Source organism: Qipengyuania sp. NPDC077563, from assembly GCF_044901345.1.
GTDB classification, from domain to species: Bacteria; Pseudomonadota; Alphaproteobacteria; order Sphingomonadales; family Sphingomonadaceae; genus Qipengyuania; species Qipengyuania aestuarii.
Genome location: NZ_JBJDPC010000001.1, coordinates 95,367 through 120,888 on the forward strand (window position 1 = coordinate 95,367; position 25,522 = coordinate 120,888).

Below are 25,522 nucleotides of genomic sequence, written 5' to 3' on the forward strand. Positions count from 1 at the left end.
GCTGGGTCGTGCGCTGGGTATTACCGCTCGGCATGTCGATCTACTGCATCTCCGGCCTGATCACTCTCCTGCGCGGAAAATCCTTCGAAGGCCGGCCTTGGCGCGCCGAGAAATTCATCGTCGAGAGCTGGTTCTCCTCGCTCATCGGCGCGTTGATCAGCACCACCTGGGCAATCGCCAGCTGGCTGAGCGCAGACGGGGCGGAGCGGCTGCATTTCCCCGTCATCCTCGTGATGGGCGCGCTGGCCACCGCCTATTGCGTGGCGAGCATTCGCGCGGCGGCGGCGATGCATCTGCTGATCGACATCGTCCCCATCGCCGCGCTGCTGCTGATCTTCGGCTCCACGCTCGACCGGGCGGCGGCGGTCAGTCTGGCGCTGGCGGGCATGTTCCAGTGGCGGATGATCAACATGCATCACCAGCAGGTGGTCGAGCTGCTGCTGCTCCAGCGCAAGAACCACACGCTAGCCCTCACCGATCCGCTAACCGGCCTGCTCAACCGCCGCGCCCTGCTCGATTTCGCCGAGGCGCTGGGGGATGACGACGGGCCTTCCCGCCTGCTGCTGATCGATATCGACCGGTTCAAGGCAGTCAACGACACGCATGGCCATGACGTGGGCGACAGTGTGCTGCAGGAAATCGCCCAGATCATCGATGCGCATGCGGGCAACAATGTCAGCGCCGCGCGGCTGGGAGGCGAGGAATTCGCCCTGCTCGGCACGCGCGAGGCGCTGCCCTGCTCCACCGCCGAGGTCCTGCTGGACGAGATCCGCGCGGCCACCATGCCGCACGGCGAACGGGTGACGGTCAGCATCGGCATTGCCGAGGGCACGCTGGAAGACGATCCCGCCTGGCGCAATCTCTACCGCCGGGCCGACGATGCGCTTTACGAAGCCAAGCGCCGCGGCCGCGACCAGTCCTGCCAGGCCGACGAGCTGGAGATTTCCTACCGCAGCGCGCTGCCCCGGGGCGAATCGCCCGCCGGCCCGCTATCCCCCCGTCCCGCCTGAGTTTTTTACCTCTCTAAGCCGGGCCGAGCCGCCGCATTTCCCCCGCCGCGGCTGCCCACCAGCTCCTCGGATGTAGGATTGCCCCAGAGGGAATCCTATTTGCTTTCCTACACGCCCCTTGCCGTTCCATGCCCCGTGCTTTTCAAGCCCAGGAGACGCACGCATGACCCGCAGCAAGGACCCTTCCGAAACCCGCACCCCCGTCCCCGCAGAGGACATTCCCGCCTTCGACACCGTGCCGGTCAAGTTCCGCCACGATGGCTGGACGCCCGCGCGCCAGAAGGCCTTCATCGGCGCGCTGGCCGATACCGGCTGCGTCAGCCGCGCCGCGCGCTATGTCAACATGAGCACCGAGGGCGCCTATTACCTGCGCCGCCGCCCCGGGTCCGAAAGCTTCCGCCGCGCATGGGAGGCCGCGCTCGATCTCGGCGTGCAGCGCCTGAAGGACATCGCCTATGAACGCGCGATCGACGGCCAGCTCAGCCCCGTCTTCGTCGCCGGCAAGCTGAAAGGCTTCCGCCGCATCCGCAACGATCGCCTGCTGATGTTCTGCCTGAGGATGAACGCGCGCGACGGACGCGGCAAACGCCTTGCCGCGAGTTATTTTAACGCAGGGTCGTCAAACTCTTCCCACCCCGCAAGCATGACCACCCCCGCCCTCAGCCGCGCGGAGAAGGACGACATGAACGCCGCCATGGTGGAACATTTCGATCCGGTGGAGATGACCCTGGAGGAGATCGAGGCGATGCAGGCCCAGCTGGCCGAAATCGCCCGCCGCAAGCGCGCCGACGAGGACGGCCCGCCGGAAAACGATGCCGACACGCATTTCGCCCACCTGGTCACCACCGACTGGAAGGCCGCCGGCGAGCTGGAAGACCTCTATTCGGTCGAGGAGGAGCTGGAACAGTGGAACGAGGACGAGGACTACTGGAAGGATTTGGGGTGAGGACCAGCCACTAATCGGCCTTGCAGAATGGCGCTAACCCGGCCCGCGACCAGCGGGCCGCAAGGCCGACCGGCCGTCCGAGCTTATGCGAGGAAGCCAAGCGACGCGGACGCGTCGCGCCCGGCGTCTGAGGGCCCATAACAAAAAACCGAGCCCTCGATAAAGCTACCAAAAGAGTGCTTCAGCTATGTGTCGAAGCCGTGAAACTTTCGATGCCAAGACAAGGACTTGGGATGCGGCCCGTAGGACTGGATCTCCGGCACCTTAAGCTTGCCCGTGGTGCTAATGATCGCCTCGACACTTTCGCGGTCATTGACCTTGCGGTGCACGATAAACAATCCAATCGTCGACCATTTTCTGTGCACGGCTGATATAGCTTTTGGCAAACTAGAAATGCACCTCCGGAATGTCGTCATAGATCGACCCATCTTTGTGCATAAAAAGTCCGAAGGTCATTGATCTTGCGCCATTTCTCTCGATGGAGTGGTTGCCGACGGAACCAACGAGCTATCAGGATTTGGAGAAGGAAGATGACTATCCGTAAACTCGGCCTGCTCAGTATGGCTAGCCTGTAGCTCCTTCCCCTCCTCTGATGCCTCAAGATTTTTAAATGCGACAAATACTAAAAATCCAAATAGCATCACTGCTGAAGTAAGGGCAGAGTACTTAGCCCATTTAAACGCTCTTTCGCCCTTTTTTACGCGAACCCATTCTTCTTTTAGAAGAATCTGTGATTCACTGATTAACTTCTCTTCAAGATTTAGAACTCTCGCAGAGGAGAAATCAGCATCTACATGAGAAGCACTCTCGACCTCAGCCATCAAATTGAGAACGATCGAAGAACGGTCTTCTTCAGGATTAAGCCGAAGCTTGATCGAGTTTGCTGCCGAATTAATTTGCGAATAATAGGGCGCTAAAGTCTTAAGTTTTTCGGTATCATCTTTGAATTCTAACTTCAGATGATCAGCTATAACACTTACATTTGTTACATAGGTTGCTATCTCTTCTCGTAGCTTGTTTATCCATTCCTGCCGGAATTCTGATGTTTTTTGCTCTTTCCCGAGAATGAGGCCGATCAGAGAAACTACTGCTGCAATCAGTGCCGCGCCAATTGCTCCAAAAGTTAGACCACCCATCTTTTTTGCCCCATTAGCCTCCTTCGATTTTCCTATGCTTTCGCCATCCTTGGTGTCAATTCTAGAGCAGGGGAACAGAGGGAAATCGTAAATTGAGCGAGAAAATAGTTTTTGAATTCAACGGCGCTCTTGCTGATCAACACCAGATGAACTTTTATGAAGCAGCCAGATTTCAATACGCTGCGGCAAGACTACTGGTGAAGTTAGCTCAATTCAGAAGTACAGGGCGTTTCCGTCAAAAAATTACCGACGTTTCAAATCTTGGGATAATCTTAGAAAGTCAGTCTGAAGGTAGCTTTCGAATAAATACCGACGCGCCCGATCCAAACTCTAGAGTAGAAAGCCAAACTGAAAACGCATTTTTGAATATGAGTTTGTCTAGCTTGTTAGCCTACGTAATTGAGCGGGTGATTGAGAAGACTAATGATGATGATTTAATTTCGCTTTTTAATGCTATCCCAGAGATAACTGACCGGTTTGGTCGGCTATCACCAGACGACAGCAAGCGACTGGAGGAGATCGTCAGACTTTTGATCGTCGATCCAGAGCTTCGTGGGACGATTTTTCCAGAAGCATCAGAGTTGATAGAACGTCGAATAAGCGAAGTAACAAGACAGGACAGCTTGGCAATAGCAAGCGGCCAGGTTGCCAAAATTGACGGACCGAGAGAGCAGAAGCTCATCTCCATGGCCGCTCCACTTATTTCTGAAATGGCCACAGCTTTGCGACGGAGCGCTGACACCTTGAAGATACATGGTCGCTCAAGCGGCACACCGTCGAATGTTCTTTATCTAAACCAACCGATGGCGCAGGGGATCCTTTCATCGAAAGTGGATGATCAAATAACTCCTATTCTAGGTAATATTATTCAATACAACAAAGAGACTGGTTGGGGGAAAGTGAGACTAGGGAATTTTGAGCAGCCTCTTAGTTTTAGTGTTCCCTCAGATAAAAATCATCCCTACAAGACATGCTTCTATCGCAAATGGGAAGAGAACAAGTTTATCTGCAAGTATACATGGTTAGAGATCGAGCACGCGAGCCAATTCGAGTTATAGTAGCTGGAATTTTACCTCTTCCAGAATAGGAAGACGAGAAAAAGCTACACCTAACGTAATAGGTAAGAACTCTTTTTTGCCGCACTAGCGCGCTTAAGACCGTTGTTTTTTATAACGTTTGAAACTTGGTCACTACGTGGTGCAGCCGCACCAACCGACGGCTACACCCTCGCCCTCCCCCAACCTCACCGCTTCTTACGCGCCTTCCGTGCCGCATACTTAGCATCGCGCGCGGCCTTCAGCTCTTCCTCGGTCGGCTCCGGCACGGCAGCGGCCTCAGCGGCGGCTTTGTCGGCGGCCAGCTTCTCGGCCTTGGCCTGCTCGCGCGCGGCGCGCTTGGCGGCGCTCTTTTCGGCGGCCTCGGCTTCGCGGGCTTCCTGCGCGGCCTTGCGCTTGGCCACGGTCTCGTCATCCACCCTGGGCTTGTTGGCCAGCTTCTTCAGCGCTTTTTCGCGGGCCTTCTGGGCCAGAGCGGCGCGGTCTTCGAACGTAGGGTCTTTATATCCAGCCATTATGGGGCGTTATCTCTTCTGATTGGCCGGGTCTTACCCGGCGGGAAAGGCAGGTTTTGCCGAAGCGGGCAGCGCGGCCCGCCTGTTGTCGATCCGCAAGGAGGCGGCCTGCCTGTTTGCGGAATGCTTGAATTCCTCTCCCTCCTAAGCGGGGAAAGGGCGTGGCCGAAGATGCTCTCGCACCTTCGGAATGCGGGTTATTCTTCGCCCATGCGCAGCGCTGCGATGAAGGCTTCCTGCGGGATCGAGACGTTGCCGTACTCGCGCATCCGGGCCTTGCCCTTCTTCTGCTTCTCCAGCAGCTTCTTCTTGCGGCTGATGTCGCCGCCGTAACATTTGGCGGTCACATCCTTGCGCATGGCGGCGATGGTTTCGCGGGCGATGACCTTCCCGCCGATCGCGGCCTGGATCGGCACCTTGAACAGGTGGCGCGGGATGAGGTCCTTCAATCGTTCGCACATGCCGCGGCCACGGCTTTCGGCCACGTCGCGGTGGACGATCATCGACAGCGCATCGACCGGTTCGTTGTTCACCAGGATGCTCATCTTCACCAGATCGCCTTCGCGCAGGCCGATCTGTTCGTAATCGAAACTGGCATAGCCGCGGCTGATCGATTTCAGGCGGTCGTAGAAATCGAACACCACTTCGTTAAGCGGCAGCTCATACGTCACCTGTGCGCGGCCGCCGACATAGGTCAGGTCGATCTGGATGCCGCGCCGGTCCTGGCACAGCTTCAGGATGGAGCCGAGATATTCGTCTGGCGTGTAGATCACAGCCTTGATCCACGGTTCGTCGATCTGTTCGATCCGGCTGGGATCGGGATAGTCGGCCGGATTGTGCAGCATGATTTCCTGCGCCGGGTCGGTCCGCGATTTATTCAGCTGGATGCGATAGACCACCGAGGGAGCGGTGGTGATCAGGTCCAGATCATATTCGCGGGTCAGGCGTTCCTGGATGATCTCCAGATGCAGCAGGCCGAGGAAGCCGGCGCGGAAGCCGAAGCCCAGCGCGGCGCTGCTCTCGGCCTCGAAGGTGAAGCTGGCATCGTTGAGGCGCAGCTTGCCGATGCTTTCGCGCAGCTTTTCGAAATCCGCCGCGTCGACCGGGAAGAGGCCGCAGAAGACCACGGGCTGCACTTCCTTGTAGCCCGGCAGCGCGGTTTGCGAACCGCCCTTCACCGTGGTGATCGTGTCGCCGACCTTGGCCTGTTCGACTTCCTTGATCTGCGCGGTGATGAAGCCGATTTCGCCAGGGCCCAGTTCGGGCAGATCGGTGCGCTTGGGGGTGAAGCAGCCGACGCGGTCGATCAGGTGCTGGGTGCCGCCCTGCATGAACTTGACGTTGAGGCCCTTCTTGATGACCCCGTCCATGACCCGCACGAGGATGACCACGCCGAGATAGGGATCGTACCACGAATCGACGAGCATGGCCTTCAGCGGCGCGTCCCGGTCGCCCGTGGGGGCGGGAATGCGCTGGACCAGCGCCTCGAGCGTTTCCTCGATCCCGATGCCGGACTTGGCGGAAGTGAGTACGGCGTCGGACGCATCGAGGCCGATAATGTCCTCGATTTCGGCCTTTACCTTGTCGGGTTCGGCCGCGGGCAGGTCGATTTTGTTGATGACCGGGACGATTTCGTGATCGTGTTCGATCGACTGGTAGACATTGGCGAGCGTCTGCGCCTCGACGCCTTGCGCGGCGTCGACGACCAGCAGCGCGCCCTCGCAGGCGGCGAGGCTGCGGCTGACTTCATAGGCGAAGTCGACATGGCCGGGCGTGTCCATGAGGTTGAGCTCATAGGTCTCGCCATCCTTGGCGGTGTAGTTGAGGCGCACGGTCTGCGCCTTGATGGTGATGCCGCGCTCCTTCTCGATGTCCATGTTATCAAGGACTTGCTCCGACATCTCGCGATCCGTAAGCCCCCCGCAAAACTGAATCAGCCGGTCCGCCAAGGTCGACTTGCCATGGTCGATATGGGCGATGATGGAGAAGTTGCGGATCTTGGAAAGGTCGGTCATTGCCCGCGCCCTTTAGCCGCGCCGCATCGCCCTGTCAGCAGCAAAGCGCGCGATCAGTCCTGTTGCGGACCGCCGCCCTGTTTCGGGGCGTTGGGCGAAAGCTTGAACTGCGCATAGCTGCCCGGCGCAGCCTCCGGTGCCTGACTGTACTTGCCAGCCGGAAGCGCGGTGAGCGGAGCCCCCGCCGCCGCCAGTGCATAGGGGCTTACTCGGCTGCGCGTACACAGTCCCCCCGCCCCGTCGTCGACCATCTCCTGCTCGAACTCGACCCCTTGCGTATCTCCCATCGTCCGCCGCACCGTGCATACGGCCAGCTGGCCTTGCCCGAAGTCGAGCACGAACTGCGTCCCTGTGGGAACGTCCTCAAGCCCCTGGATCATCGCCCCAGAGCGGGAGAGATTGCGAAGCGTCACGTCGTAGTAATGGTCCTCGTGGATCAAGCCGACCTTGCGGAACACCGTTCGCCGGCTTGCGCGCTGGCTGCCCTGATCGGTCGGTTCGAGGATCCATACGCCTTGCGCAATCTCCTCCAGAACAGTCTGCTGCGGTACCGCTTCGGAAAACACAAAACCCTGCACATGGCCGACACCGATCCGCCTTAGTTCGGTCATGAGCTCTATTGCATGGACGCCGGTAGCTACAGTCTCCATGCCCATCGCCCCAGCCAGAGCAACGACTGCTTTGACCAGTTCCATGTCGCCCAGATCGTTGCCCATGACCGGCTCAAAGAAATTGGCACCCAGCTTGAGAGAGTTGAAAGGCGCTCGGCGAAGGTAAGACAAAGAGGAGAGGCCCGTCCCGAACTGGTCGAGCGTGAGACGCACGCCGAGTTTGAACAAGGCTCCAAGCGCGGCTGCGACCTTGCTACTGTCACCGAGCAAGACAGACTCATTCAGTTCGAGGTCCAGTCGTGCCGGATCCAGGCCAGTTTCATCTAAGATCTCGGCGACCATCTCGACAAAGCCAGATGCTTCGAACTGCACCGGAGAAATGTTCATCGACAGCCGCAAATGCGATGGCCACTGACATGCCTCTTCGCACGCTTTGCGCAGCGCCCATTCCCCGATTGGAACGATCAGCCGGCTACCCTCGGCCACGGGGATGAAGGTTTCTTGCGAAACCCGACCGCGTTCTTCGTCCTCCCAGCAGTATTGTGCTTCCAGTGCCACCACGGCATTGGTAGCGAGGTCGACACAAGGCTGGTATTCCAGGGTAAAGTTCCCAGCCTCGATTGCAGCGGACAGATCATCCTCCATCCGTCTGCGCAGATGGGCTTCGTGCTCGAGATCCGCCGCATAAAAACGGAATTGACCACGCCCGCCGTTCTTCGAGGCGTAAAGAGCCAGATCTGCAGCCCGGGTCAGATCTTCCCGTTCGAGCCCGTCATAGGGAGCGATCGCAATTCCTACCGAGCAGCCAATGGCGCAGCGTCCCTCCTCCACCGAGTAGGGCTGCGAAAGCATCTGAATGATTTTTTTCGCAATCTCGCCAAGCTCACCGCGGTCGTCCATGTCGGGAATGAGTATCTGAAACTCGTCCCCACCAAGCCGACCGATTTCACCACGCCCGGCGATGGCCTGATTGAGCCGCTCTGCGACTTGCTGCAACAGCTGATCACCCGCCGCGTGCCCAAGCGTGTCATTGACTTGCTTAAACCGATCGAGGTCGAGCATGAGTAGCGCGGCCGCCCGTTTTGCATTGCGAAAGGTTTGCAGGGTTGAATCGATGCGCTGCTCCATCCGATGACGATTGGCGAGACCGGTGAGCGAATCGAATTTGGCAAGCCGACTTGCCTCCTCTTCACTGCGGTATGCTTCGGTGACATCCGTCGCCGTGCCCCGGAAACCAAGAAACACCTGCTCATCATTGAAAAGTGGTTTGCCGCTAATTCGAAGAACGCAGTCCGAACTCTTATCTCCGGCGACGACCAACAGATTCGAAAAGCTTTTTCGCGTGCCCAGCTTCAGGCCGAGAGATCGACTGTCTCCATCTCCCTCCAAGGGTTCGAAAACCTGTTGAAGAGGCGATTCAAAAGCAGTGGCGCCTTTCATGCCGAGCTGGCCATGGATCGCTGGGCTCAGGTAGGTGAGGATACCGGTTTGATCGGTCGCCCAGAAACATGCGACGCCCGAATTCTCGAGCTGCTCGACGATTGCGAGTTTGTCAGAGGCAGAAAATTGCGGCGTTTCTACATCCACACGCTCTTCTACCTCCGAAGACGCGGGAGTTTTGCGGGCTTTGAAGAAATCGGAGAAGGGCGTCGCGCCCATTTGGTCTTACCCTGCCAACGAATTGCGTGCCGTCTGACTAGGAAGAAATGGTTAGGATTGACCTAACAACAGCAATGGCAGTGTAAAAAATTCCGACTGCAGTTCAGGTCAGTCGCTTTTTTCCGCGAACCGAGGAATACTCATTCCCGGCCCGAGGCCGGACAGCTGACCGTAGGCATCCCTTGTCAATGCGGTCAAAGGCTTACCGGCAGCTTCTATCTCATAAGGAGAAACCCTATGACGCGTGCATAGGCCATCCGCGCCATCACTGATTAAAGACGTCTCGAATTCCACGCCTTGGGTGTGTTTCTTCGACCTTCGCACTGTAGCTACTGCAAGCTGCCCATCACCCAGATCCAGGACGAACTTGGTCCCGACCGGCACGTCAATAAGACCTTCAATGCGTGCGCCGGTCTTCGAAATGTTGCGAAGGGTTACCCTGTAGCGGTGATCATCATGAATTAAGCCAATCTTGCGAAAGACCGTCTGCCGTTCAGCGCGGTGCCTTTCCGGCCCCCTGGGTTCATAGGCGAGATCTCCCTTCTCAAGCCTGCCCAGAGCCTCTTGCTGGGAAATCGGACGCGAAAATATGTAGCCCTGAATGTGGCTTGCACCGCGAGCTTTAACAAGTTCGAGTTCGTCGTGTGTCTCCGTACCCTCCGCGACAGTCTCCATATCGAGCGCTTCGGCCAAGCTCACGATCGCACTGACAATGGCGGAATTTTTGTTCCCCTTTTCAGTAGAGCCACGCACGAAACTCTGATCGATCTTTATCTTGTCGAAGGGAGCGTGCCGCAGATAGCTCATGGAGGAATAGCCGGTGCCGAAATCGTCAAGGGCGAGACGCACACCGAGTTCTTTCAATTCGTGAAAGATTTTGAGGGTCTGCTCATCGTCTCCTGCGAACACGCTCTCGGTTATTTCAAGTTCAAGACGGTTGGGATCGAGGCCTGACTGCTGGAGAGCCATCTGGACCGACTGTACGAAGTCGCCGGTGTTGAGCTGGGTAGGAGATACGTTGACGGCAACCCGCAGTTCCATGGGCCATTGCTGCGCTTGCTCGCAGACCTTTCGCAGCGCCCACTTTCCGAGTTTGTCGATTATCCCGATATCCTCGGCGCATGAGATAAATATCTCCGGTGATACAAATCCGCGATCCGGATGGTCCCAGCGCATCAACGCTTCGAAGCCGGAAAGCTTGTAATCCCTCGCCTTCACGATCGGTTGGTAATGCATGAGCATTTCCCCGCGCTCGATGGCATCGCGAAGATCTTCTTCGAGATATCTGCGCGATTGGGCATCCTCTTGGAGATCGCTGGAATAGAAACGGTATTGCGCTCGACCGCCACCTTTGGCTGCATAAAGGGCCAGATCGGCTGCTTTGACGAGGTCCTCGGAGTTCACCCCGTCATATGGTGCAATTGCTATTCCCGCAGAAGCTCCGATGGTCGCCCGCGAACCGTTTACCGAGTAAGGCTGGGCAAGCATCTGGATCAGGCGAGCAGCTAATTCTCCTAACTCACCGCGATCATCAATATCTGGCAGAATAATCTGGAATTCGTCGCCTCCCAGGCGCCCAATCTCGCCTTTCGTATCACAAATCTGCTTCAGTCGCGCCGCAACCTGTTTGAGCAATTCATCTCCGGCAGGATGGCCCAAGGTGTCGTTAACTTGTTTGAAGCGGTCCAGATCGAGCATGATAAGCGCACAGACGCGTTTCGCATTGCGATACTGTTTGAGCATCGTTTCCAACCGCCTGCCCATTCGCAAACGGTTTGAGAGCCCTGTCAGGGAATCATAGAGCGAAAGCCTTTGTGCATCGCGCCGGGTTTCCCGGCTTCGAGTTATATCTCTGGCACTGCCTCTGTACCCGAGAAAACGATGACGAGCATCGAACTGCGGCTTGCCGGCAATTTCCAGAAAGATTTCTTCGCGTCGAGATGCAAGCTTTACCGGCATTTCGGTTATCGAATTTCGTGCACCTAAATAATAGGCGAGCGGGCGCGTAGAAACGTCATCCTCATCCAACATTGACGCATCGTCGGTAATAAAAAGACCGGTGAGCGGTTTTCCAATCACCATTGCATCAGGGAGGCCGAATTTTTCTTTCGCATTTTTCGAAAGATAAATAACCCGGCCCAGATGATCGGTTGCCCAGAACCAGCCCAGACCCGCATCCTCGAAACTATCCAGCAATTCGACCCGCCGAATGTAGTCGGTCTCGGCAATAGGAATAACCGACGCGTCATCCGTCAGGTCTGGTACACCCTTGGAGCCTTTCGAAAATAACCCCGGCATCGCAATCAGATCCCGCTCCCGTTCGAATATACCGTCATCCCGATCTATATGCACTGTATCTCAAACTGCTTAATGAACCGATAACCACGCGCTGGCGAAACTTGCCACAGCGAAAATGCGACGCCATGCTGGCATTCCAGGATATAGAGAGGCTTTATGCGCCAGATCGCGATCGTGGGCTCAGGCCCGGCCGGTTACTACACCGCGGAAGCAGCCAACAAGAAATGGGGTGATGACGTTCGCGTAGACGTTTTCGATGCCCTTCCAGTCCCTTACGGGCTCATCCGCAGCGGGGTTGCTCCGGACCATCAGTCCATCAAGAAAGTCGCACTTCGTTACGAAAAGACTGCGCTTTCCAGCAATGTCCGCTTCGTCGGCAACGTTTCTGTTGGAGACGACATCACCGTCAGAGAGTTGCAAGAACTTTACGATGCGGTCATCCTGGCGACCGGTGCACCAAATGATCGCCAACTTCAGCTTGAAGGCGATCAGCTTGACAACGTCTTTGGCAGCGCCGAGTTCGTTGGTTGGTATAACGGACATCCCAAATTCGCGGATCTTAACCCCGATCTTTCAGGCAAGCATGCTGTCGTCATCGGGATGGGCAATGTCGCTCTGGATGTGGCTCGTATCTTGGCGAAAACCTCTGCGGAGATGCGGGGGTCTGATATCGTAGCGCACGCTTTCGAAGCGCTGCACACATCTAATCTGGAAACTATCACTATTCTTGGCCGCCGCGGGCCCCATCAGATAATGATGACACCGAAGGAATTGGGCGAACTCCTGCAGTTGCAGCGGGCGGCGCCATCGGTGGACCATGCTGATCTACCGCCTCCTGCCGATGACACAAATCTCGAGCCGGGCTTGCGTAAATCAGTTGAGCTGTTGCGGAAGTTCGCGGACTTGCCAGAGGAAAGTCACGCAAAAACAGCAATCACAATCGACTTCCGGTTCTTTGCCGGTCCGAAAGCCTTTTACGGAAAAGATGGCAGAGTGACGCAGGTCGAATGCGAACGTATGAATGTCGTGGACGGGCGTCCGGTGGGAACGGGTGAATTGTTTCGCCTCCCTGCCGATCTGGTCATTTCATGCATCGGGTATCGAGCTTCGCCTTTGGGCGACGTGCCTTTCGACCAGCGCGCCGGGCGTTTTGATAGCGTGGATGGGCGGATATCCCCCGGCCTGTACTGTGTCGGTTGGGCAAAACGCGGCCCCACGGGTACGATCGGTACCAACCGTCCCGATGGCTATAATGTGATGGAGCTTGTGGCCGAAGATATGACCTCGGGTAGCCATAAGCGAGGTCGTGAGGGGTTCGATGAGCTCGCCTCGGAAAGAGGTCTCGAGATCGTCACTTTCAGCGATTGGCAGAAAATCGAAGGCGCCGAAGTCGCCGCCGCGCGTTCCGGCGCGCCGCGGGAAAAATTCGTGGACATAGCCAGCATGATCGCCGCAAAAAGCTAAATCACTGACGGACCACAACCTCTCAAGCGCCCAAACCAGAAGGGGAGGCAGCGATCAGACTGCCTCCCCTTTTCCGATCTTAAACACGCATTGGCATCAATACGTAGAGCGCAGGACTGTCATCGTTTTTGCGGATCAAGGTAGGCGCGCCGGCATCCGCGAGGTGAATTTCCACTTCGTCGCTATCGATTTGGCTGAGAATATCTTTCAGATAGCCTGCGTTGAAGCCAATCTCGAACCCGTCCGCTCCGTATTCCGCAGCCAATTCTTCGGAGGCGGTCCCGTTGTCGGGCGAAGTCACGGTCAGCGTAACACGATCTTTGTCGAGCCCCATCTTGACAGCACGGGTCTTTTCGGTGGCGATGGTGGCCACGCGGTCAACACCGGCGAAGAAGCTTTTCGGATCGATTTTTAGCAGCTTGTCATTCCCGGTGGGGATGACGCGCGAATAATCCGGGAATGTGCCATCGATAAGTTTACTGGTGAGCACTACCCCACCTTCACCGCCGAGCGTGAAGCGGATTTTGCTGGCGGACAGGTCGATCTGGACATCGCCATCCATTTTCTCGTCCAGCAACTTGCGCAATTCTGCCACGGCTTTCCTGGGCACGATGACATCGGGCATGCCTTCCGCTCCCTCAGGACGCGCAAGAGTGAAGCGCGCCAGCCTATGGCCGTCAGTGGCGGCCGCTTTGAGAACCGGCTGATCCTCATCCGACACATGGAGGAAAATACCGTTGAGGTAATACCGAGTCTCTTCGGTCGAAATCGCAAACCGCGTCCGATCGATCATCTCGGCCAGGGTTTTAGCTGGCAAGGAAAAGCTGGTCGGCAGGTCCCCCTCAACGATCACCGGAAAATCGTCCCGCGGGAGCGTCGGCAGCTTGAAGCGGCTGCGTCCGGCCTTCACGTCCATCCGGTTTTCCGCAGTTTCGAGACTGACCTGGCTCCCCTCGGGCAGCTTGCGGGCGATGTCGAACAGAAGGTGTGCAGAGACGGTAATCGCACCATCGCTTTCCACACTGGCAGCTTCGATGTGCTCGACCACCTGCAAATCGAGGTCGGTGGCCATGACCCTAAGACCGTTACCTTCGGCCTCGATCAAGACATTCGACAGGATAGGAATGGTATTGCGACGCTCGACCACCGACTGGACGTGGGAGAGACAGCGCAGCAGGGTCGCGCGTTCGATTGTGGCCTTCATGGTCCTTCTTTCGTCCCTTTTTGGCGCGGTGAAGGCCGGAATCGCCCCACCAGCGCCGGAATACGGACAATGACCTTAGCGGGGCTGCCACGCCCCGCAAGCGTCGGACGCCAGAGGACAGACTTCCCTTGGGGATAAACCCGAGGAATCAGCCCATCATTGCCATACCACCGTTCACATGGATGGTCTGACCAGTGACATAAGCTGCTTCATCGCTAGCCAAATAGGCCACGGCAGCCGCTATTTCTTCGCCCTCTCCCATTCGGCCCATCGGGATGCGGCTGTTGATAGCTGCCTTTTGCTCATCGTTCAGAGCGTCGGTCATTGCGGTCCGAATGAAGCCCGGAGCGACACAGTTTACGGTGATCTTCCTACTCGCAAGTTCCTGCGCGAGGCTTTTGGTCATCCCGGTGAGGCCTGCCTTCGCAGCAACGTAGTTCATCTGGCCGGGATTGCCGGTGTGGCCGACAACGCTGGTTATGGAGATGATGCGCCCACCCTTGGCTTTCATCATTGGGCGGGCGCTCGCGCGCATCAGACGGAAGCTCGCTTCAAGGTTGATGCGGATGACCTCATCCCACTCTTCGTCTTTCATGCGCATCGCGAGATTGTCCCTCGTGATTCCGGCATTATTCACGAGAATGTTCATGCTGCCGAGCGTATCGACGGTGGCGGGGATGAGTTCCTCAACTTGCTTGGTCTCTGACAGGTTGCAAGTGATCTCGACATGGTCTCCGCCGGTGTCGGCATTGAGCTGATCGCGAAAAGCGCGCAGCTTCTCGCCATTCGAGCCGGAGAGGGCGAGGCGCGCGCCCTGACGGGCGAGCGCATAAGCGATGGAACTGCCGATGCCGCCGCTTGCACCGGTCACGAGCGCGGTTTTTCCTTCGAGATTGAACATCAGCCGTTTTCCTTCGCGAAATTCTCAAGGTCTTCCATGGTGACGAGGCTGACGGTGCCGGCCTGCTTGTCTATACGGCCAACCATCGGTCCGAGTACCTTGCCGCCCAGTTCAACGAACCGCTCGACGCCTGCTTCGCGCATTGCGAGCACGCTTTCCCGCCAGCGCACGCGACCGGTAATCTGATCGACCAGCAAAGCCTGTTCTTCGGCAGGATCACTGACACGAGCTGCGGTGACGTTGGCATATAGCGGAACGATGAAACCGCTCGGTGACGTATCGGCAAGGGCCAGTTTCATTCGCTGGGCTGCGGGCTGCATCAGCGAGCAATGAAACGGCGCTGAGACTGGCAATTTGATCCCACGCTTGATGCCATGATCCTTGGCCATTTCAATGGCTCTGTCGATTGCTTCGGCGTGACCGGAGATTACAACCTGTGTCGGGTCATTGTCGTTGGCGACCTCACATACCTGACCTTCTGCGGCCGCTTCAGCAAGCGCGCCGGCCTTCTCGATATCTGCGCCAAGCAACGCTGCCATGGCACCGACACCGATTGGGACGGCGTCCTGCATGGCAATGCCGCGCAGACGCAACAGTTTGGCGGTCTCCGCAAGCCCAAACGCCCCTGCAGCGCACAAGGCAGAATATTCTCCTAGCGAGTGCCCCGCTACGCAATCGGCTTTGTCGGCGAGCGACACGCCGAATTCTTTCTCAAGCACGCGAAGGGTGGCAATCGAGTTCGCCATGATCGCGGGCTGAGCATTGCTAGTCAGCGTGAGTTCGCTTTCCGGACCGTCCTTCATCAGCGCAGAAAGCTTCTGATTTAGCGCCTCGTCCACTTCTTCAAAGACTTCACGGGCATGGGCGCTTGCATCGGCGAGCTCTACGCCCATGCCGACCTTCTGGCTCCCCTGACCGGGGAAGATGAATGCAGTCATGTAACTCTCCTTGTCGGGGCTGCGCTTAGGCGCGTGTCGCTTATCCCTCAAGGCCGAAGGGGACTATCCTGTTGTCAGGCGTGTGGCCGATCGCGGCTCGCCCCAGATATTCGATATCGTATCGATCGCACCAATAACGCACAATCTCTTCGGGCGAAGCACCGAAAGGCCTATCATTTTCCGGTACCGCAGTGACTTCGCCGAGCCGTATGCCGGCCACGCCTTCGAGGTTTTCGAATACATGGAAAAGCAGGCGGTCGATGGCGTATTCATACTCGCCAACCTCTTCGATGAGAATTTCATGGCCGGAAAGATCCGGCATGAAACGAGTGCCGACAAGCATGGCAAGTGTATATAAGTTGAAGGCGACGGCAGGCTTGCCGGAAAGCGAGGGATCGAGCCCGCTATCGTCACCAGACATCCATGAAAGCGTGCGCCTGACGGCAGCGACGCCCCCCTCTCGCTTGACATCTACGGGCATTGGCGCGTGAACCGACTTCCCGATGCCGGCGCGGTACAAGCTCCCCAGTATGAAGCCCAGATCGGAATATCCAAGATAGGCCTTGTTTCGTGCCGCAATTCCAGCGCTATGGATAAACTCGGCTGCAATGCGATTTGAACCATAACCGCCTTTAGCAAACCACACCGCATCGAACTGCGGGTCGTTCGCGCACTCCAGCAGCGCTTCTAGCCTTACCTCATCTCTCCCCGCAAAATGTCCTTCAACCACGAAACATTGTGGGTGAAAGGTAAGCGCAATGTCGGGAAACTCAGTTTCCGCCAGCTTCAGAACAGCGTCCGCATAGTTGCGCTTCAGTGGCGTTGCCGGGGCGCAAATGGCGACTTTTCGGATAGGTCGGTGCACACTTGGGACCATGCCCGCTTGTCATTGCGCTTACAACTGCATAGCGCGTTCAAAATGAGTGACTTCCCCAGCCCCGACGAACTTTTCGCACGCCCATTCTTTTTCGTCGGGATCGGCGGATCGGGGATGCTTCCGCTTGCGCAGATTCTGAAAGGGCGCGGCGCCAAGGTCGGCGGATCGGACCGGAGTTTTGATCAGGGGCGCACGCCGGACAAATTCGCCGCGCTTGAACAGCAGGGCTTTGAACTGCACCCGCAGGACGGAAGCGGCATTGTGTCGGGCGACCAGATTGTGGTGGCTTCTGCTGCGATTGAAGAGAGCGTCCCGGACATCAACCGGGCGACCAAATTGGGATGCCTTCGCCTTACGCGGGCGGAGCTCAATTCCATTCTCTTCAATACCAGCGGGGCGGGCGTGGCCGTGGCAGGGACGAGCGGCAAATCTACTGTGACCGGGATGCTCGGCTGGATAATGCAGGCCACTGGACGTGAGCCGACCATCATGAATGGCGCCGTGATGAAAAATTTCGTCTCACCAGAACGCCCCTATGCGAGCGCCGTTGTGGGCGGGCAAAGTCTGTACATCAGTGAAGTGGATGAAAGCGACGGGTCGATTGCTCTTTATCGTCCCGCGGTCGGCGTACTGTTGAATGTCAGCCTCGACCACAAGAGCATGGAGGAATTGCGCCAGCTCTTCGGCGACTATCTCTCGCGCAGTCGTATATCGGTCATCAATGCCGATGATGAAGAAGCCATCGCTCTGCTGCCGCATGCCCAGGAAGTCATTACTTTCGGGATCGAGCAACAGAAGGCGCAAATCGGCGTGGTGCCCGGCAGCATTGCCGAAGGACCGATCCGACAAGCCGCCATGATCGTCGACCGCCATGACAGTTCCAAGCATGCGCTTCGGCTGAATATGCCGGGAAGACATAATCTAGCGAATGCCCTCGCGGCGATCGCTGGAGCAGTTGCCTCAGGTATTCCCGTTGCAACGGCAGTTGATGCTCTTGCCGGTTTCCATGGCCTTGCACGCAGGTTCGACGTGGTGGGGACAACGGCAAAGGGCATTACCGTCATTGATGACTTCGGCCACAATCCTGAAAAGTGCGGCGCGACGCTGCGAACGTTGCGCGCGCATCCTGGCCGCGTACTAGCTTTCTTCCAGCCACATGGTTACGGTCCTTTACGACAGATGGGGGAAGAGCTCGCCCAGACCTTTGCGGACGAACTGAGTGGTGATGATGTTCTGATGTTGTCCGATCCGGTCTACTTCGGCGGTACTGTCGACCGTAGCGAGGGTAGCGAAAGAATCGTAAGCTTGGTTAAGTCTGCCGGAGGGCAAGCGGAGTATATTCCCGATCGATCGGCAGTCCGTGTTCGATTGCTTGAGATTGCAAGGCCAGAAGATCGCATCGTCGTGATGGGGGCCCGCGACGACACCTTGTCCGAGTTCGCTTTGTCGTTGTTTGACAGCTTATCCTAAAAACTGGCGAAGGCAGGCTCGACGGCAATTTTTGAGGCGACGCAGCTACATATGACACTACAGTTTCTGCCGGATTTTTTCGCGCGATAAAGTGCCTTATCGGCTTCCGAGAAGACATGATCTCGGCTTCTTCCAACTCCCAACGCCCCACCCAGACTGATAGTGATGGATGGGATGGAGAGAGAAGGATCACCTATCTCTCTCGCGACCGCTTCTCGCAATAGCTCCGCGCAATGCCGCAAGGCTGTTTCGTTTTGCGCCTGGAGTACAATTGCAAATTCTTCACCGCCAAGCCTGAAAACTGCCGCACCTCGCTCATTGAAAAAACGCCGAAGCATGCGGGAGAGGCGAGACAGCACCATGTCGCCCGTAGCATGCCCAAACGCGTCATTGATCGACTTGAAGTGATCAATATCGATGACCAGCAATGCCGCACCTTCTTCCACGATGCTAATTGCGTTGAAAGCTCGCCGATTTCCCACCTTTGTCAAGGGATCGCTGAGCGCCATCTTGCCCAGTTTCAAGGCTCTGAAACAAGCTCTGTCGCGCTCCATCCGCAAGATCAGGAACCGGTCGCCGACCGCGGCGGATGTGCTCAGGACGAGCAGGATCATCGAAACGCATACCAAATCGTCGAGGGGAGAGAGCGGTGAGAGAAGACCAAGCTCTATAATCAGCTTTGCCAATCCGCTGAACACGGCGCCGGCAAAAGCAATCAGCAAGTACGTGGCCGCGCGGCTTCCACGCCTGAAAGCCTGCATCGCTATGACCAAATTGAGTGCGACAATCGGAAGCATGCTCAAGATAAAGGCTCTGTGACCTTCCAGCCTGAAAACTTCGAGATCCAGCAAGGTGACCAGTTTCAATGTCACCATTAGTCCGGTCAAAGCAAGAATACCTCGCACGAGTTTTCTCGGCACCGTCCTTTCTTCCAGAATGTCCAAGGTGAATAAGACAGCAAAAACGACCGAGGCAGCGAGCGAAAGAGAATTGAGATGAAAGCGGAGCGCCAAATTCGTGTCTGGGAAAAAATTAAAGATAAGCCCAGAATGCGAAAAAATGAAAATTAGAAAAGAAGCAGACATCGCTGCATGCCAAAGAATGAATCTGAAACGGAGCAATCCGAAAAACATCAGATCGAAAAATATTGGCACCAACAACAGCCCACATGCAATTCCATAAACAAGGGATTTCACATAATGCTCGTCGATAGCATCGTCGCGATCGATTAATCTGGCTGCACTTAATATTGACCGGGTCCGAGGCCGCTCCACGACAACATCTATCGCTTCGAGTTTGGAAGAACTGTCTGGCACAGGGACGCTAAAACGGGCTCTTACAAACCAGTTTCTGACTGCCATTTGGCGATCTACGTCGACCAGCTTAGTTTCCCCGTCTGCATAAGTGAATTGCAGCAACATAGACTCGAAAAGAGCAGGATCAGTCTGCCAGAGAAACGCCCCGGTAGTCGGAAGGCTAGAATCAGACAGTTCGATGGATGAGCGGAGGACGGCATCGGAATTTTTGAAGCGGCCGGGCCCGCAGTCCAGAGCAGTTCGAGGCAGAGCGAGGGCCTCGCTCGCAGAATTGGCGCCCCCGACGCAAATATCCGGTGCCAGAGAGGTTACACGCGCAGCGACGGGCGTGGCTATAGCTAGCCAAATCACGCTCAAGGCGTAAACTAACGCAGCCAACCCCCTCTGGCTCATGCACCCCCCGAACTTTCACAGACCTACCGGCAAGCGAAAAGCTATCGATGGTACAGCGTTCTCACAATGAGCGTAACAAGGAGCGTCCCAGATTGAGACGCTCAGAAACAAATCAATGAGCTGCACCACCACGCATAAAGACTTTATGAATTACTAAAGTCAAGACCACGCCAACTGCAAGACCAACTAAAGCCGAAATGGATGCATAACTTAGCCAGCCAAATATTCCCGAAAAAGATCCGCTGACATTTTCAACTGCGACTTGTACGTGATGAGCCCAATCCGAGGGGCCATGGAAACCAATTTCGTGAAATCCGTGGAGGAGGATTCCGCCACCCACCCAGAGCATGGCAATGGTACCGATGAATGAAAGCGCCTTCAGCAGCCACGGCATCGCTTTCAGGAGCAAACGTCCTATCGTCTGCGCAAAGTCGGAACTCTTCTTCGCAAGATGCAGGCCCACGTCATCCATTTTCACGATGAGCGCAACTGCACCGTACACGAACAAGGTGACGGCAATGCCCACGATCGCAAGAACGCCAGCCCGGACGATGAAGCTCTCATCTGCGACTTCGTTAAGCGTGATCGCCATGATTTCTGCAGAAAGAATAAGATCGGTCCGGATCGCGCTGGAGGTCCGCTGCTTTTCGAACGCGGCTGGGTCCTCGATCTTGTCATCAAGAGTCTTACCGTGCTTCTCACCTCCCAGTTTTTCGATGACCTTTTCAGCTCCTTCGAAAGAAAGATAGCATCCGCCCATCATCAGAATGAATATAATTGCCTGGGGCAGGAACCAGCTGAGCAACAACGCTCCAGGAAGAAGAATGAGAAGCTTGTTCTTCAGGCTTCCCAACGTAATTCGTCCGATGATCGGTAGTTCTCTGCTTGGGTCAAGACCGGTCACGTAGCTAGGAGTTACCGCTGCGTCGTCGATGACGACGCCAGCTGTCTTGCTGCCGGCCCGGCTTGCGGCGATGCCAATATCATCGACAGACGCCGCGGCGGTACGCGCGATAACCGCCACATCATCTAATAGAGCTACAAGTCCGCCGGGCACAAATTATCTCCTTGAGTTGGCAAGCCAACGACGCCCTGCCCTGTGCGTTCCGGTCTCACAAGGACTTCCTCCCGCTTGCACATTTGATGAAACACGCTATGTGCGCGCATCTCTCGCCGACGAAAGAATCGCAGCAGAGAAAAGAAGAAAGCCGGAGGGGCCCCGCAATCCCGCGGATCAGCCAGCGATCGGCCAGCAAGTGAAAGGACAAGGACATGGCTCTTTACGAGCATGTTTTCCTGGCGCGACAGGACCTGAGCCAGGCTCAGGTGGACCAGCTCGCAGCCACGGCGACCGAAATTGTCGAGGCAAACGAAGGCAAGGTCACCAAGACCGAGACCTGGGGTCTCAAGAACCTCGCCTACAAGATCGACCGTAACCGCAAGGCACACTTCGTTATGCTCAACATCGAAGGCCCTGGTGCCGTCGTAGCCGAGCTCGAGCGCCAGACGCGCATCAACGAAGATGTCATTCGTTACATGACCATCCGTGTTGATGAACACGAAGAAGGTCCCAGCGTAATGATGCGCAAGAACGAGCGTGACTCCAAGAAGCGCCGTGACCGTGAGGAGCGTGACTGATGGCCCGCCCGTTTTTCCGCCGCCGCAAGACCTGCCCGTTCTCCGCGAAGAACGCGCCGGCAATCGATTACAAAGACGTTCGCTTGCTGCAGGGCTTCATGTCCGAGCGTGGCAAGATCGTCCCTAGCCGCATCACAGCCGTAAGTGCGAAAAAGCAGCGTGAGTTGGCCAAGGCCATCAAGCGCGCTCGCCACATCGGCCTGCTGCCCTACATCGTGAAGTAAGGAGAAGACCTCATGGATATCATTCTCCTCCAGCGCATCGAAAAGCTCGGCACGATCGGTGACGTCGTCACCGTGAAGGATGGCTACGCACGCAACTTCCTTCTCCCGCAGAAGAAGGCCCTGCGCGCTAACGAAGCCAATAAAAAGGTATTCGAAGCCAACCGCGACCGTCTTGAAAAAGAAAATGCGGAACGCCGCAGCGAAGCTGAAAAGGCCGGTGAAAAGGTTGACGGCGTCGAGATCGTTCTGATCCGCGCAGCGTCGAACACTGGTCAGCTTTACGGTTCGGTCAATGTCCGCGACATCGTGAATGGACTCGAAGCCAAGGGTCACGAGATCGACAAGAAGCAGGTCATCATGGGCAACCCGATCAAGACGATCGGCATGCATGACGTCCGGGTCGACCTTCACCCCGAAGTGTCGATCACGGTCAAGGCAAACGTTGCTCGTTCTGACGACGAAGCCGAACTGCAGAGCCAGGGCGTCGACGTGCTTGCACAGATGTTCGAAGACGAGCAGCGCGAGATCGAGGAAATGGCTGCAGCCAACACCACTGATCCGACGCTCGAGCCGGGTGAAATTCCGGCCGATATGCTCGAAGATGGCGACAGTGCAGAAGGCACGGACAGCGAAGAGACTACCGAAGGCTAATCTCTCGCTTCAGGCAATTGAAAAGGGCGCGGCAGCTTCGGCTTCTGCGCCCTTTTTGTAACAGACGCGATCCTGTGGCACAGAGCGTCACGAAAACGAAAAGAGCCAGGAGAAAAAGGCCCGCATGGATACGATCGATCAGATCCTCGACAAATTGCAGAGTGTGTATGACGCCGCAGTCACCCGTTTGCGTGACGATGTCATTGCCTTCGGGCGCGAGCGGGAGATACCGCCTGCCGAACGTCGCAAGGATGGCAGCTATGCCTATCCCGAATTGCGCGTGCTGTTTCGCGGCGGAGAACTACCCGAAGGAGCGAGCCGCGCATTCGGTCGGCTGAACACACCGGGTCTTTATGCCACGACCGTTACTAAGCCGCACCTATTTCGGGAGTATCTCCGAGAGCAGATCGAACTGATCGAAAGCAATTATGAGGTCGAGATCGAAGTCGGTTCCTCGCGGCAGGAAATACCGTTTCCATACGTTCTCGACGGACAGGCGGGTGCAGAACTCGCTGGCATCGATCCGAACGAACTTGCACGCCATTTCCCCTCTACCGACCTTGCCGACATCGGCGACGAACTTGCGGACGGGATCGAACTCGACGCATCCGGTGACCCCATCCCCCTTTCGCTGTTCGACGGCCTTCGCACCGATTTCAGCCTTGCACGTCTCGCCCATTATACGGGAACCGACGTCCAGCACTTTCAGCGGTTCATTCTTTTTACGAACTATCACCGCTACGTCGACGAGTTCGTTGATTGGGCGGGGGCGCAACTAGGAGAGAATGGATACACCGCCCTGGCGGGCGCTGGCGGGCTCCTGTTGACCGAAAAGACCGAAAATGCCCGCGCGCAGCTGTCTGACACTGCATGGCGCCGCCACCAAATGCCAGCCTATCACCTGGTGGGCGAAGGTCGCACCGGCATCACGCTGGTCAATATCGGAGTCGGTCCGTCGAATGCCAAGACGATCTGCGATCATTTGGCAGTGTTGCGCCCCGAGGCATGGCTTATGATCGGCCACTGTGGTGGATTACGTCCAAGTCAGAAGATCGGCGATTATGTGCTCGCGCATGCCTATCTGCGCGACGACCACGTCCTCGATCCGGTGCTTCCGCCGGAAATCCCGTTGCCCGCCATTGCCGAGGTGCAGCAAGCGCTTGCGGGCGCAGCCGAGGCCGTTTCGGGCGAGCATGGCAGCGACCTCAAAAAACGCATGCGGACTGGCACCGTGGTTACGACCGACGATCGCAACTGGGAGCTACGTTATACGCAATCGGCGCGTCGCCTGTCGCTCAGCAGGGCAGTTGGCATCGACATGGAAAGTGCGACAATCGCCGCCCAAGGATATCGCTTCCGTGTGCCTTACGGCACTCTTCTGTGTGTCTCGGACAAGCCCCTGCACGGCGAAATCAAGCTGCCGGGACAGGCAAACAAGTTCTACGAAGAAGCGATTGCTGCGCATCTGCAGATAGGCGTGACCGCGTGCGATTTGTTGCGGCAGGAAGGCCCCAAGCTGCACAGCCGCAAGCTGCGAGCTTTCAACGAGCCGCCGTTCAGATAGACCGTTTCGCTAAAAACCTGCCCGCCTGCATTTTTCCCTCGGGTGCGGCAGGCGCTGCAGCAAGCCCTTTACCAGATGAAACCGATACCCTGCGGTTCTATAATTCCGAGCGCGATCAACGTGACATCGTATATGTACGGGTGACAATCGCCCTCGGAGATCGGCCCGATCGGATTGACTGCACTCGCCTCTACGAAATGGAACTGGCCCGCTTGCGAGAAGAGATCGAACTGCTCCGGATGGCTGCAGAGTAGACTGAGAGTCTCTTAACCCTGGCCCTTGGTCTTGGTCTTTCCTACCTTCGCATTGGCTTCCATGAAGCCGATGATCTTACCGGCGATATCCATTCCGGTCGCTTGTTCGATACCTTCCAAGCCGGGCGAGGAGTTGACCTCCATGATCACCGGCCCATGATTGCTGCGGAGCATATCGACGCCGCAGACATTCAGCCCCATGCGCTTTGCGGCCGCCACTGCTGTTGACCTCTCGGCAGGGGTAATCTTGATCAATTCGGCACTTCCGCCGCGATGCAAATTGCTCCTGAAATCGTCTGGTGCACCTGTGCGCTTCATGGTGGCGACCACCTTGCCGCCGACAACAAACGCGCGGATATCGGTCCCCCCGGCTTCCTTGATGAACTCTTGGACAAGAATGTTTACATTCGCGCCGCGGAATGCCTCGATTACCGATTTGGCACTGCTCATCGTCTCGGCCAACACCACGCCGATACCCTGAGTCCCCTCAAGCAGTTTTATGACAACCGGAGGCCCGTTTACAGCTTTGATGATCTCCTCAGCCTGCTTGGGGTCGTTGGCATAAGCCGTCAGAGGAAGGCCGAGCCCATGCTTGGCTAGGATCTGCATACTTCGCAGCTTGTCCCGGCTTCGCCCGATTGCGACGCTTTCATTCAACGGCCAGCAGCCACGCATTTCGAACTGGCGGAGGATTGAGAGCCCGTATTGCGTGATCGATGCGCCGATGCGGGGAATGACCGCGTCGTAACCGCTAGCCGGTTTGCCTTCGTAATAAACTTCCGGCCGATGGCTCGCGATGTGAACAGTGCAGCGCGTGGTATTGAGGATGTCGAATTCGTGCCCGCGCTCCTCCGCAGCCTCTTTCAACCGCTTATGCGAATAGAGGTTCGGATTGCGTGCCAGCATCGCGATTTTCATGGCTTATGGCCTTTCTGGACCTTCATTTCCGGCGTCTGCAACCACGAATACCCAGAGTCTACTACAAATCGACGGCGGAGCGACGACCGGCCAATAAGCATCGGAAATTTCATGTCGCTACGGTTGGCGAGGCTGATTTCGGCGCGGAATTCGACATCGCCGATCTTCAGCGGGGTCTTGATGACATAGCGATACTGAGTCTCGCCATTGGAACTCGTGATACCGCGCACGTCCACATGCACTGCCTCGCAGACCTGTCGGACATGCTGCTGGCTGAAATCGACTGCAAAGCGGACGAGCTTCTGCCCGTCACGCTCGAACTCCTCCAGCACCTCGCCGTGTAGCGAAGAGGTGCGCGCGCCGGTATCGATCTTCGCGGGGACTGCGTGGAGGCCCAGATCGGGCAAATGCACGAGCTCTCGCCATCCTACTGGTGGCAGAAATTTACGATCACTCATCGTTGCA

General features: G+C 56.9%; 21 protein-coding genes and 1 pseudogene. 9 read left to right on the forward strand and 13 right to left on the reverse strand.

Annotated features, from left to right (window positions below; all coding sequences use genetic code 11):
• Positions 1 to 8 precede the first annotated feature (8 nt).
• Together ACI2I1_RS00470 and ACI2I1_RS00475 are read left to right on the forward strand one after the other, a co-directional pair.
• A complete protein-coding gene (locus ACI2I1_RS00470; protein ID WP_404677478.1) occupies positions 9 to 1,010 on the forward strand; it encodes a diguanylate cyclase domain-containing protein in 1,002 nt (333 codons plus the stop codon).
• Positions 1,011 to 1,173: 163 nt separating this feature from the next.
• Positions 1,174 to 1,956: a hypothetical protein gene (locus tag ACI2I1_RS00475; RefSeq protein WP_404677479.1), complete on the forward strand. Its 783-nt coding sequence runs from the start codon at positions 1,174 to 1,176 to the stop codon at positions 1,954 to 1,956.
• A gap of 452 nt (positions 1,957 to 2,408) precedes the next feature.
• Here the strand turns inward: ACI2I1_RS00475 and ACI2I1_RS00480 are convergent, their stop codons facing one another.
• Positions 2,409 to 3,092, reverse strand: coding sequence for a hypothetical protein (locus tag ACI2I1_RS00480; RefSeq protein ID WP_404677480.1), 684 nt, complete (start codon positions 3,090 to 3,092; stop codon positions 2,409 to 2,411).
• 92 nt (positions 3,093 to 3,184) lie between these two features.
• On the opposite strand from ACI2I1_RS00480, the gene ACI2I1_RS00485 reads away from it, so the two are divergent.
• Positions 3,185 to 4,150 (forward strand): hypothetical protein, encoded by a 966-nt coding sequence (locus ACI2I1_RS00485; protein ID WP_404677481.1) that lies wholly within the window; start codon positions 3,185 to 3,187, stop codon positions 4,148 to 4,150.
• A 185-nt stretch (positions 4,151 to 4,335) separates the two neighbouring features.
• Here the strand turns inward: ACI2I1_RS00485 and ACI2I1_RS00490 are convergent, their stop codons facing one another.
• The 4 genes from ACI2I1_RS00490 to ACI2I1_RS00505 all read right to left on the reverse strand — a co-directional run bounded on the left by ACI2I1_RS00490 (position 4,336) and on the right by ACI2I1_RS00505 (position 11,299).
• A complete protein-coding gene (locus tag ACI2I1_RS00490) occupies positions 4,336 to 4,662 on the reverse strand; it encodes a DUF6481 family protein (protein WP_404677482.1) in 327 nt (108 codons plus the stop codon).
• A 197-nt stretch (positions 4,663 to 4,859) separates the two neighbouring features.
• Complete coding sequence (lepA, locus tag ACI2I1_RS00495) at positions 4,860 to 6,677, reverse strand: translation elongation factor 4 (RefSeq protein ID WP_224811726.1); 1,818 nt, start codon at positions 6,675 to 6,677, stop codon at positions 4,860 to 4,862.
• A 53-nt stretch (positions 6,678 to 6,730) separates the two neighbouring features.
• Positions 6,731 to 8,947, reverse strand: coding sequence for an EAL domain-containing protein (locus ACI2I1_RS00500; protein WP_404677483.1), 2,217 nt, complete (start codon positions 8,945 to 8,947; stop codon positions 6,731 to 6,733).
• 108 nt (positions 8,948 to 9,055) lie between these two features.
• Positions 9,056 to 11,299, reverse strand: coding sequence for an EAL domain-containing protein (locus ACI2I1_RS00505; protein WP_404677484.1), 2,244 nt, complete (start codon positions 11,297 to 11,299; stop codon positions 9,056 to 9,058).
• Positions 11,300 to 11,401: 102 nt separating this feature from the next.
• Here ACI2I1_RS00505 and ACI2I1_RS00510 point away from each other — a divergent pair, with 102 nt between their 5' ends.
• A complete protein-coding gene (locus ACI2I1_RS00510) occupies positions 11,402 to 12,709 on the forward strand; it encodes an FAD-dependent oxidoreductase (protein WP_404677485.1) in 1,308 nt (435 codons plus the stop codon).
• 79 nt (positions 12,710 to 12,788) lie between these two features.
• On the opposite strand, the gene dnaN is transcribed toward ACI2I1_RS00510, so the two are convergent.
• From dnaN to ACI2I1_RS00530, 4 genes are all read right to left on the reverse strand, one after another.
• Positions 12,789 to 13,913 (reverse strand): DNA polymerase III subunit beta, encoded by a 1,125-nt coding sequence (dnaN, locus tag ACI2I1_RS00515; protein WP_221541410.1) that lies wholly within the window; start codon positions 13,911 to 13,913, stop codon positions 12,789 to 12,791.
• A gap of 148 nt (positions 13,914 to 14,061) precedes the next feature.
• Positions 14,062 to 14,814 carry a 3-oxoacyl-[acyl-carrier-protein] reductase gene (gene fabG / locus ACI2I1_RS00520; protein WP_221541409.1) on the reverse strand — a complete coding sequence of 251 codons (753 nt, stop codon included), beginning with the start codon at positions 14,812 to 14,814 and terminating at the stop codon, positions 14,062 to 14,064.
• Positions 14,814 to 15,752 (reverse strand): ACP S-malonyltransferase, encoded by a 939-nt coding sequence (gene fabD / locus ACI2I1_RS00525; RefSeq protein ID WP_404677486.1) that lies wholly within the window; start codon positions 15,750 to 15,752, stop codon positions 14,814 to 14,816. The genes fabG and fabD overlap by 1 nt, the downstream gene beginning before the upstream one ends.
• Positions 15,753 to 15,792: 40 nt before the next feature.
• The gene (locus tag ACI2I1_RS00530) at positions 15,793 to 16,605 is read right to left on the reverse strand and encodes an LD-carboxypeptidase (protein ID WP_404678302.1); all 813 of its coding nucleotides are present in this window, start codon (positions 16,603 to 16,605) and stop codon (positions 15,793 to 15,795) included.
• Positions 16,606 to 16,671: 66 nt separating this feature from the next.
• On the opposite strand from ACI2I1_RS00530, the gene ACI2I1_RS00535 reads away from it, so the two are divergent.
• The gene (locus ACI2I1_RS00535; RefSeq protein ID WP_404678303.1) at positions 16,672 to 18,099 is read left to right on the forward strand and encodes a glutamate ligase domain-containing protein; all 1,428 of its coding nucleotides are present in this window, start codon (positions 16,672 to 16,674) and stop codon (positions 18,097 to 18,099) included.
• Here the strand turns inward: ACI2I1_RS00535 and ACI2I1_RS00540 are convergent.
• Together ACI2I1_RS00540 and ACI2I1_RS00545 are read right to left on the reverse strand one after the other, a co-directional pair.
• On the reverse strand, positions 18,096 to 19,808 hold the full coding sequence (locus tag ACI2I1_RS00540; protein WP_404677487.1) for a diguanylate cyclase: 1,713 nt from the start codon (positions 19,806 to 19,808) through the stop codon (positions 18,096 to 18,098). The genes ACI2I1_RS00535 and ACI2I1_RS00540 overlap by 4 nt on opposite strands.
• Before the next feature lie 112 nt (positions 19,809 to 19,920).
• Positions 19,921 to 20,865, reverse strand: a complete 945-nt coding sequence (locus ACI2I1_RS00545; RefSeq protein ID WP_404677488.1) for a DUF808 domain-containing protein — start codon at positions 20,863 to 20,865, stop codon at positions 19,921 to 19,923.
• Positions 20,866 to 21,080: 215 nt separating this feature from the next.
• Between ACI2I1_RS00545 and rpsF the strand changes: the two genes are divergently transcribed.
• The 4 genes and pseudogenes from rpsF to ACI2I1_RS00565 all read left to right on the forward strand — a co-directional run.
• Positions 21,081 to 21,446 carry a 30S ribosomal protein S6 gene (rpsF, locus tag ACI2I1_RS00550; protein ID WP_221541404.1) on the forward strand — a complete coding sequence of 122 codons (366 nt, stop codon included), beginning with the start codon at positions 21,081 to 21,083 and terminating at the stop codon, positions 21,444 to 21,446.
• The gene (rpsR, locus tag ACI2I1_RS00555) at positions 21,446 to 21,670 is read left to right on the forward strand and encodes a 30S ribosomal protein S18 (protein WP_006832330.1); all 225 of its coding nucleotides are present in this window, start codon (positions 21,446 to 21,448) and stop codon (positions 21,668 to 21,670) included. Before rpsF ends, rpsR begins: the two co-directional genes overlap by 1 nt.
• 12 nt (positions 21,671 to 21,682) lie before the next feature.
• On the forward strand, positions 21,683 to 22,321 hold the full coding sequence (gene rplI / locus ACI2I1_RS00560) for a 50S ribosomal protein L9 (protein WP_224811738.1): 639 nt from the start codon (positions 21,683 to 21,685) through the stop codon (positions 22,319 to 22,321).
• A 109-nt stretch (positions 22,322 to 22,430) separates the two neighbouring features.
• Positions 22,431 to 23,885, forward strand: a pseudogene (locus tag ACI2I1_RS00565) (AMP nucleosidase); the annotation flags it as partial.
• Positions 23,886 to 24,151: 266 nt separating this feature from the next.
• Here the strand turns inward: ACI2I1_RS00565 and rimK are convergent.
• Together rimK and ACI2I1_RS00575 are read right to left on the reverse strand one after the other, a co-directional pair.
• Positions 24,152 to 25,057, reverse strand: coding sequence for a 30S ribosomal protein S6--L-glutamate ligase (rimK, locus tag ACI2I1_RS00570; protein ID WP_404677489.1), 906 nt, complete (start codon positions 25,055 to 25,057; stop codon positions 24,152 to 24,154).
• Positions 25,054 to 25,515, reverse strand: coding sequence for a RimK/LysX family protein (locus ACI2I1_RS00575; RefSeq protein WP_221541398.1), 462 nt, complete (start codon positions 25,513 to 25,515; stop codon positions 25,054 to 25,056). Before ACI2I1_RS00575 ends, rimK begins: the two co-directional genes overlap by 4 nt.
• Positions 25,516 to 25,522: the final 7 nt, after the last annotated feature.

What these genes read in the sequence shown, in the direction of transcription:
- ACI2I1_RS00475 (WP_404677479.1), top strand. Translation starts at nt 1,174, where the DNA reads ATGACCCGCAGCAAGGACCCTTCCGAAACCCGCACCCCCGTCCCCGCA.
- ACI2I1_RS00575 (WP_221541398.1), bottom strand. Translation starts at nt 25,515, where the DNA reads ATGAGTGATCGTAAATTTCTGCCACCAGTAGGATGGCGAGAGCTCGTG.
- ACI2I1_RS00535 (WP_404678303.1), top strand. Translation starts at nt 16,672, where the DNA reads ATGAGTGACTTCCCCAGCCCCGACGAACTTTTCGCACGCCCATTCTTT.
- fabG (WP_221541409.1), bottom strand. Translation starts at nt 14,814, where the DNA reads ATGTTCAATCTCGAAGGAAAAACCGCGCTCGTGACCGGTGCAAGCGGC.
- fabD (WP_404677486.1), bottom strand. Translation starts at nt 15,752, where the DNA reads ATGACTGCATTCATCTTCCCCGGTCAGGGGAGCCAGAAGGTCGGCATG.
- ACI2I1_RS00490 (WP_404677482.1), bottom strand. Translation starts at nt 4,662, where the DNA reads ATGGCTGGATATAAAGACCCTACGTTCGAAGACCGCGCCGCTCTGGCC.
- ACI2I1_RS00510 (WP_404677485.1), top strand. Translation starts at nt 11,402, where the DNA reads ATGCGCCAGATCGCGATCGTGGGCTCAGGCCCGGCCGGTTACTACACC.
- rimK (WP_404677489.1), bottom strand. Translation starts at nt 25,057, where the DNA reads ATGAAAATCGCGATGCTGGCACGCAATCCGAACCTCTATTCGCATAAG.
- ACI2I1_RS00540 (WP_404677487.1), bottom strand. Translation starts at nt 19,808, where the DNA reads ATGAGCCAGAGGGGGTTGGCTGCGTTAGTTTACGCCTTGAGCGTGATT.
- dnaN (WP_221541410.1), bottom strand. Translation starts at nt 13,913, where the DNA reads ATGAAGGCCACAATCGAACGCGCGACCCTGCTGCGCTGTCTCTCCCAC.
- rplI (WP_224811738.1), top strand. Translation starts at nt 21,683, where the DNA reads ATGGATATCATTCTCCTCCAGCGCATCGAAAAGCTCGGCACGATCGGT.
- rpsF (WP_221541404.1), top strand. Translation starts at nt 21,081, where the DNA reads ATGGCTCTTTACGAGCATGTTTTCCTGGCGCGACAGGACCTGAGCCAG.
- lepA (WP_224811726.1), bottom strand. Translation starts at nt 6,677, where the DNA reads ATGACCGACCTTTCCAAGATCCGCAACTTCTCCATCATCGCCCATATC.
- rpsR (WP_006832330.1), top strand. Translation starts at nt 21,446, where the DNA reads ATGGCCCGCCCGTTTTTCCGCCGCCGCAAGACCTGCCCGTTCTCCGCG.
- ACI2I1_RS00480 (WP_404677480.1), bottom strand. Translation starts at nt 3,092, where the DNA reads ATGGGTGGTCTAACTTTTGGAGCAATTGGCGCGGCACTGATTGCAGCA.
- ACI2I1_RS00500 (WP_404677483.1), bottom strand. Translation starts at nt 8,947, where the DNA reads ATGGGCGCGACGCCCTTCTCCGATTTCTTCAAAGCCCGCAAAACTCCC.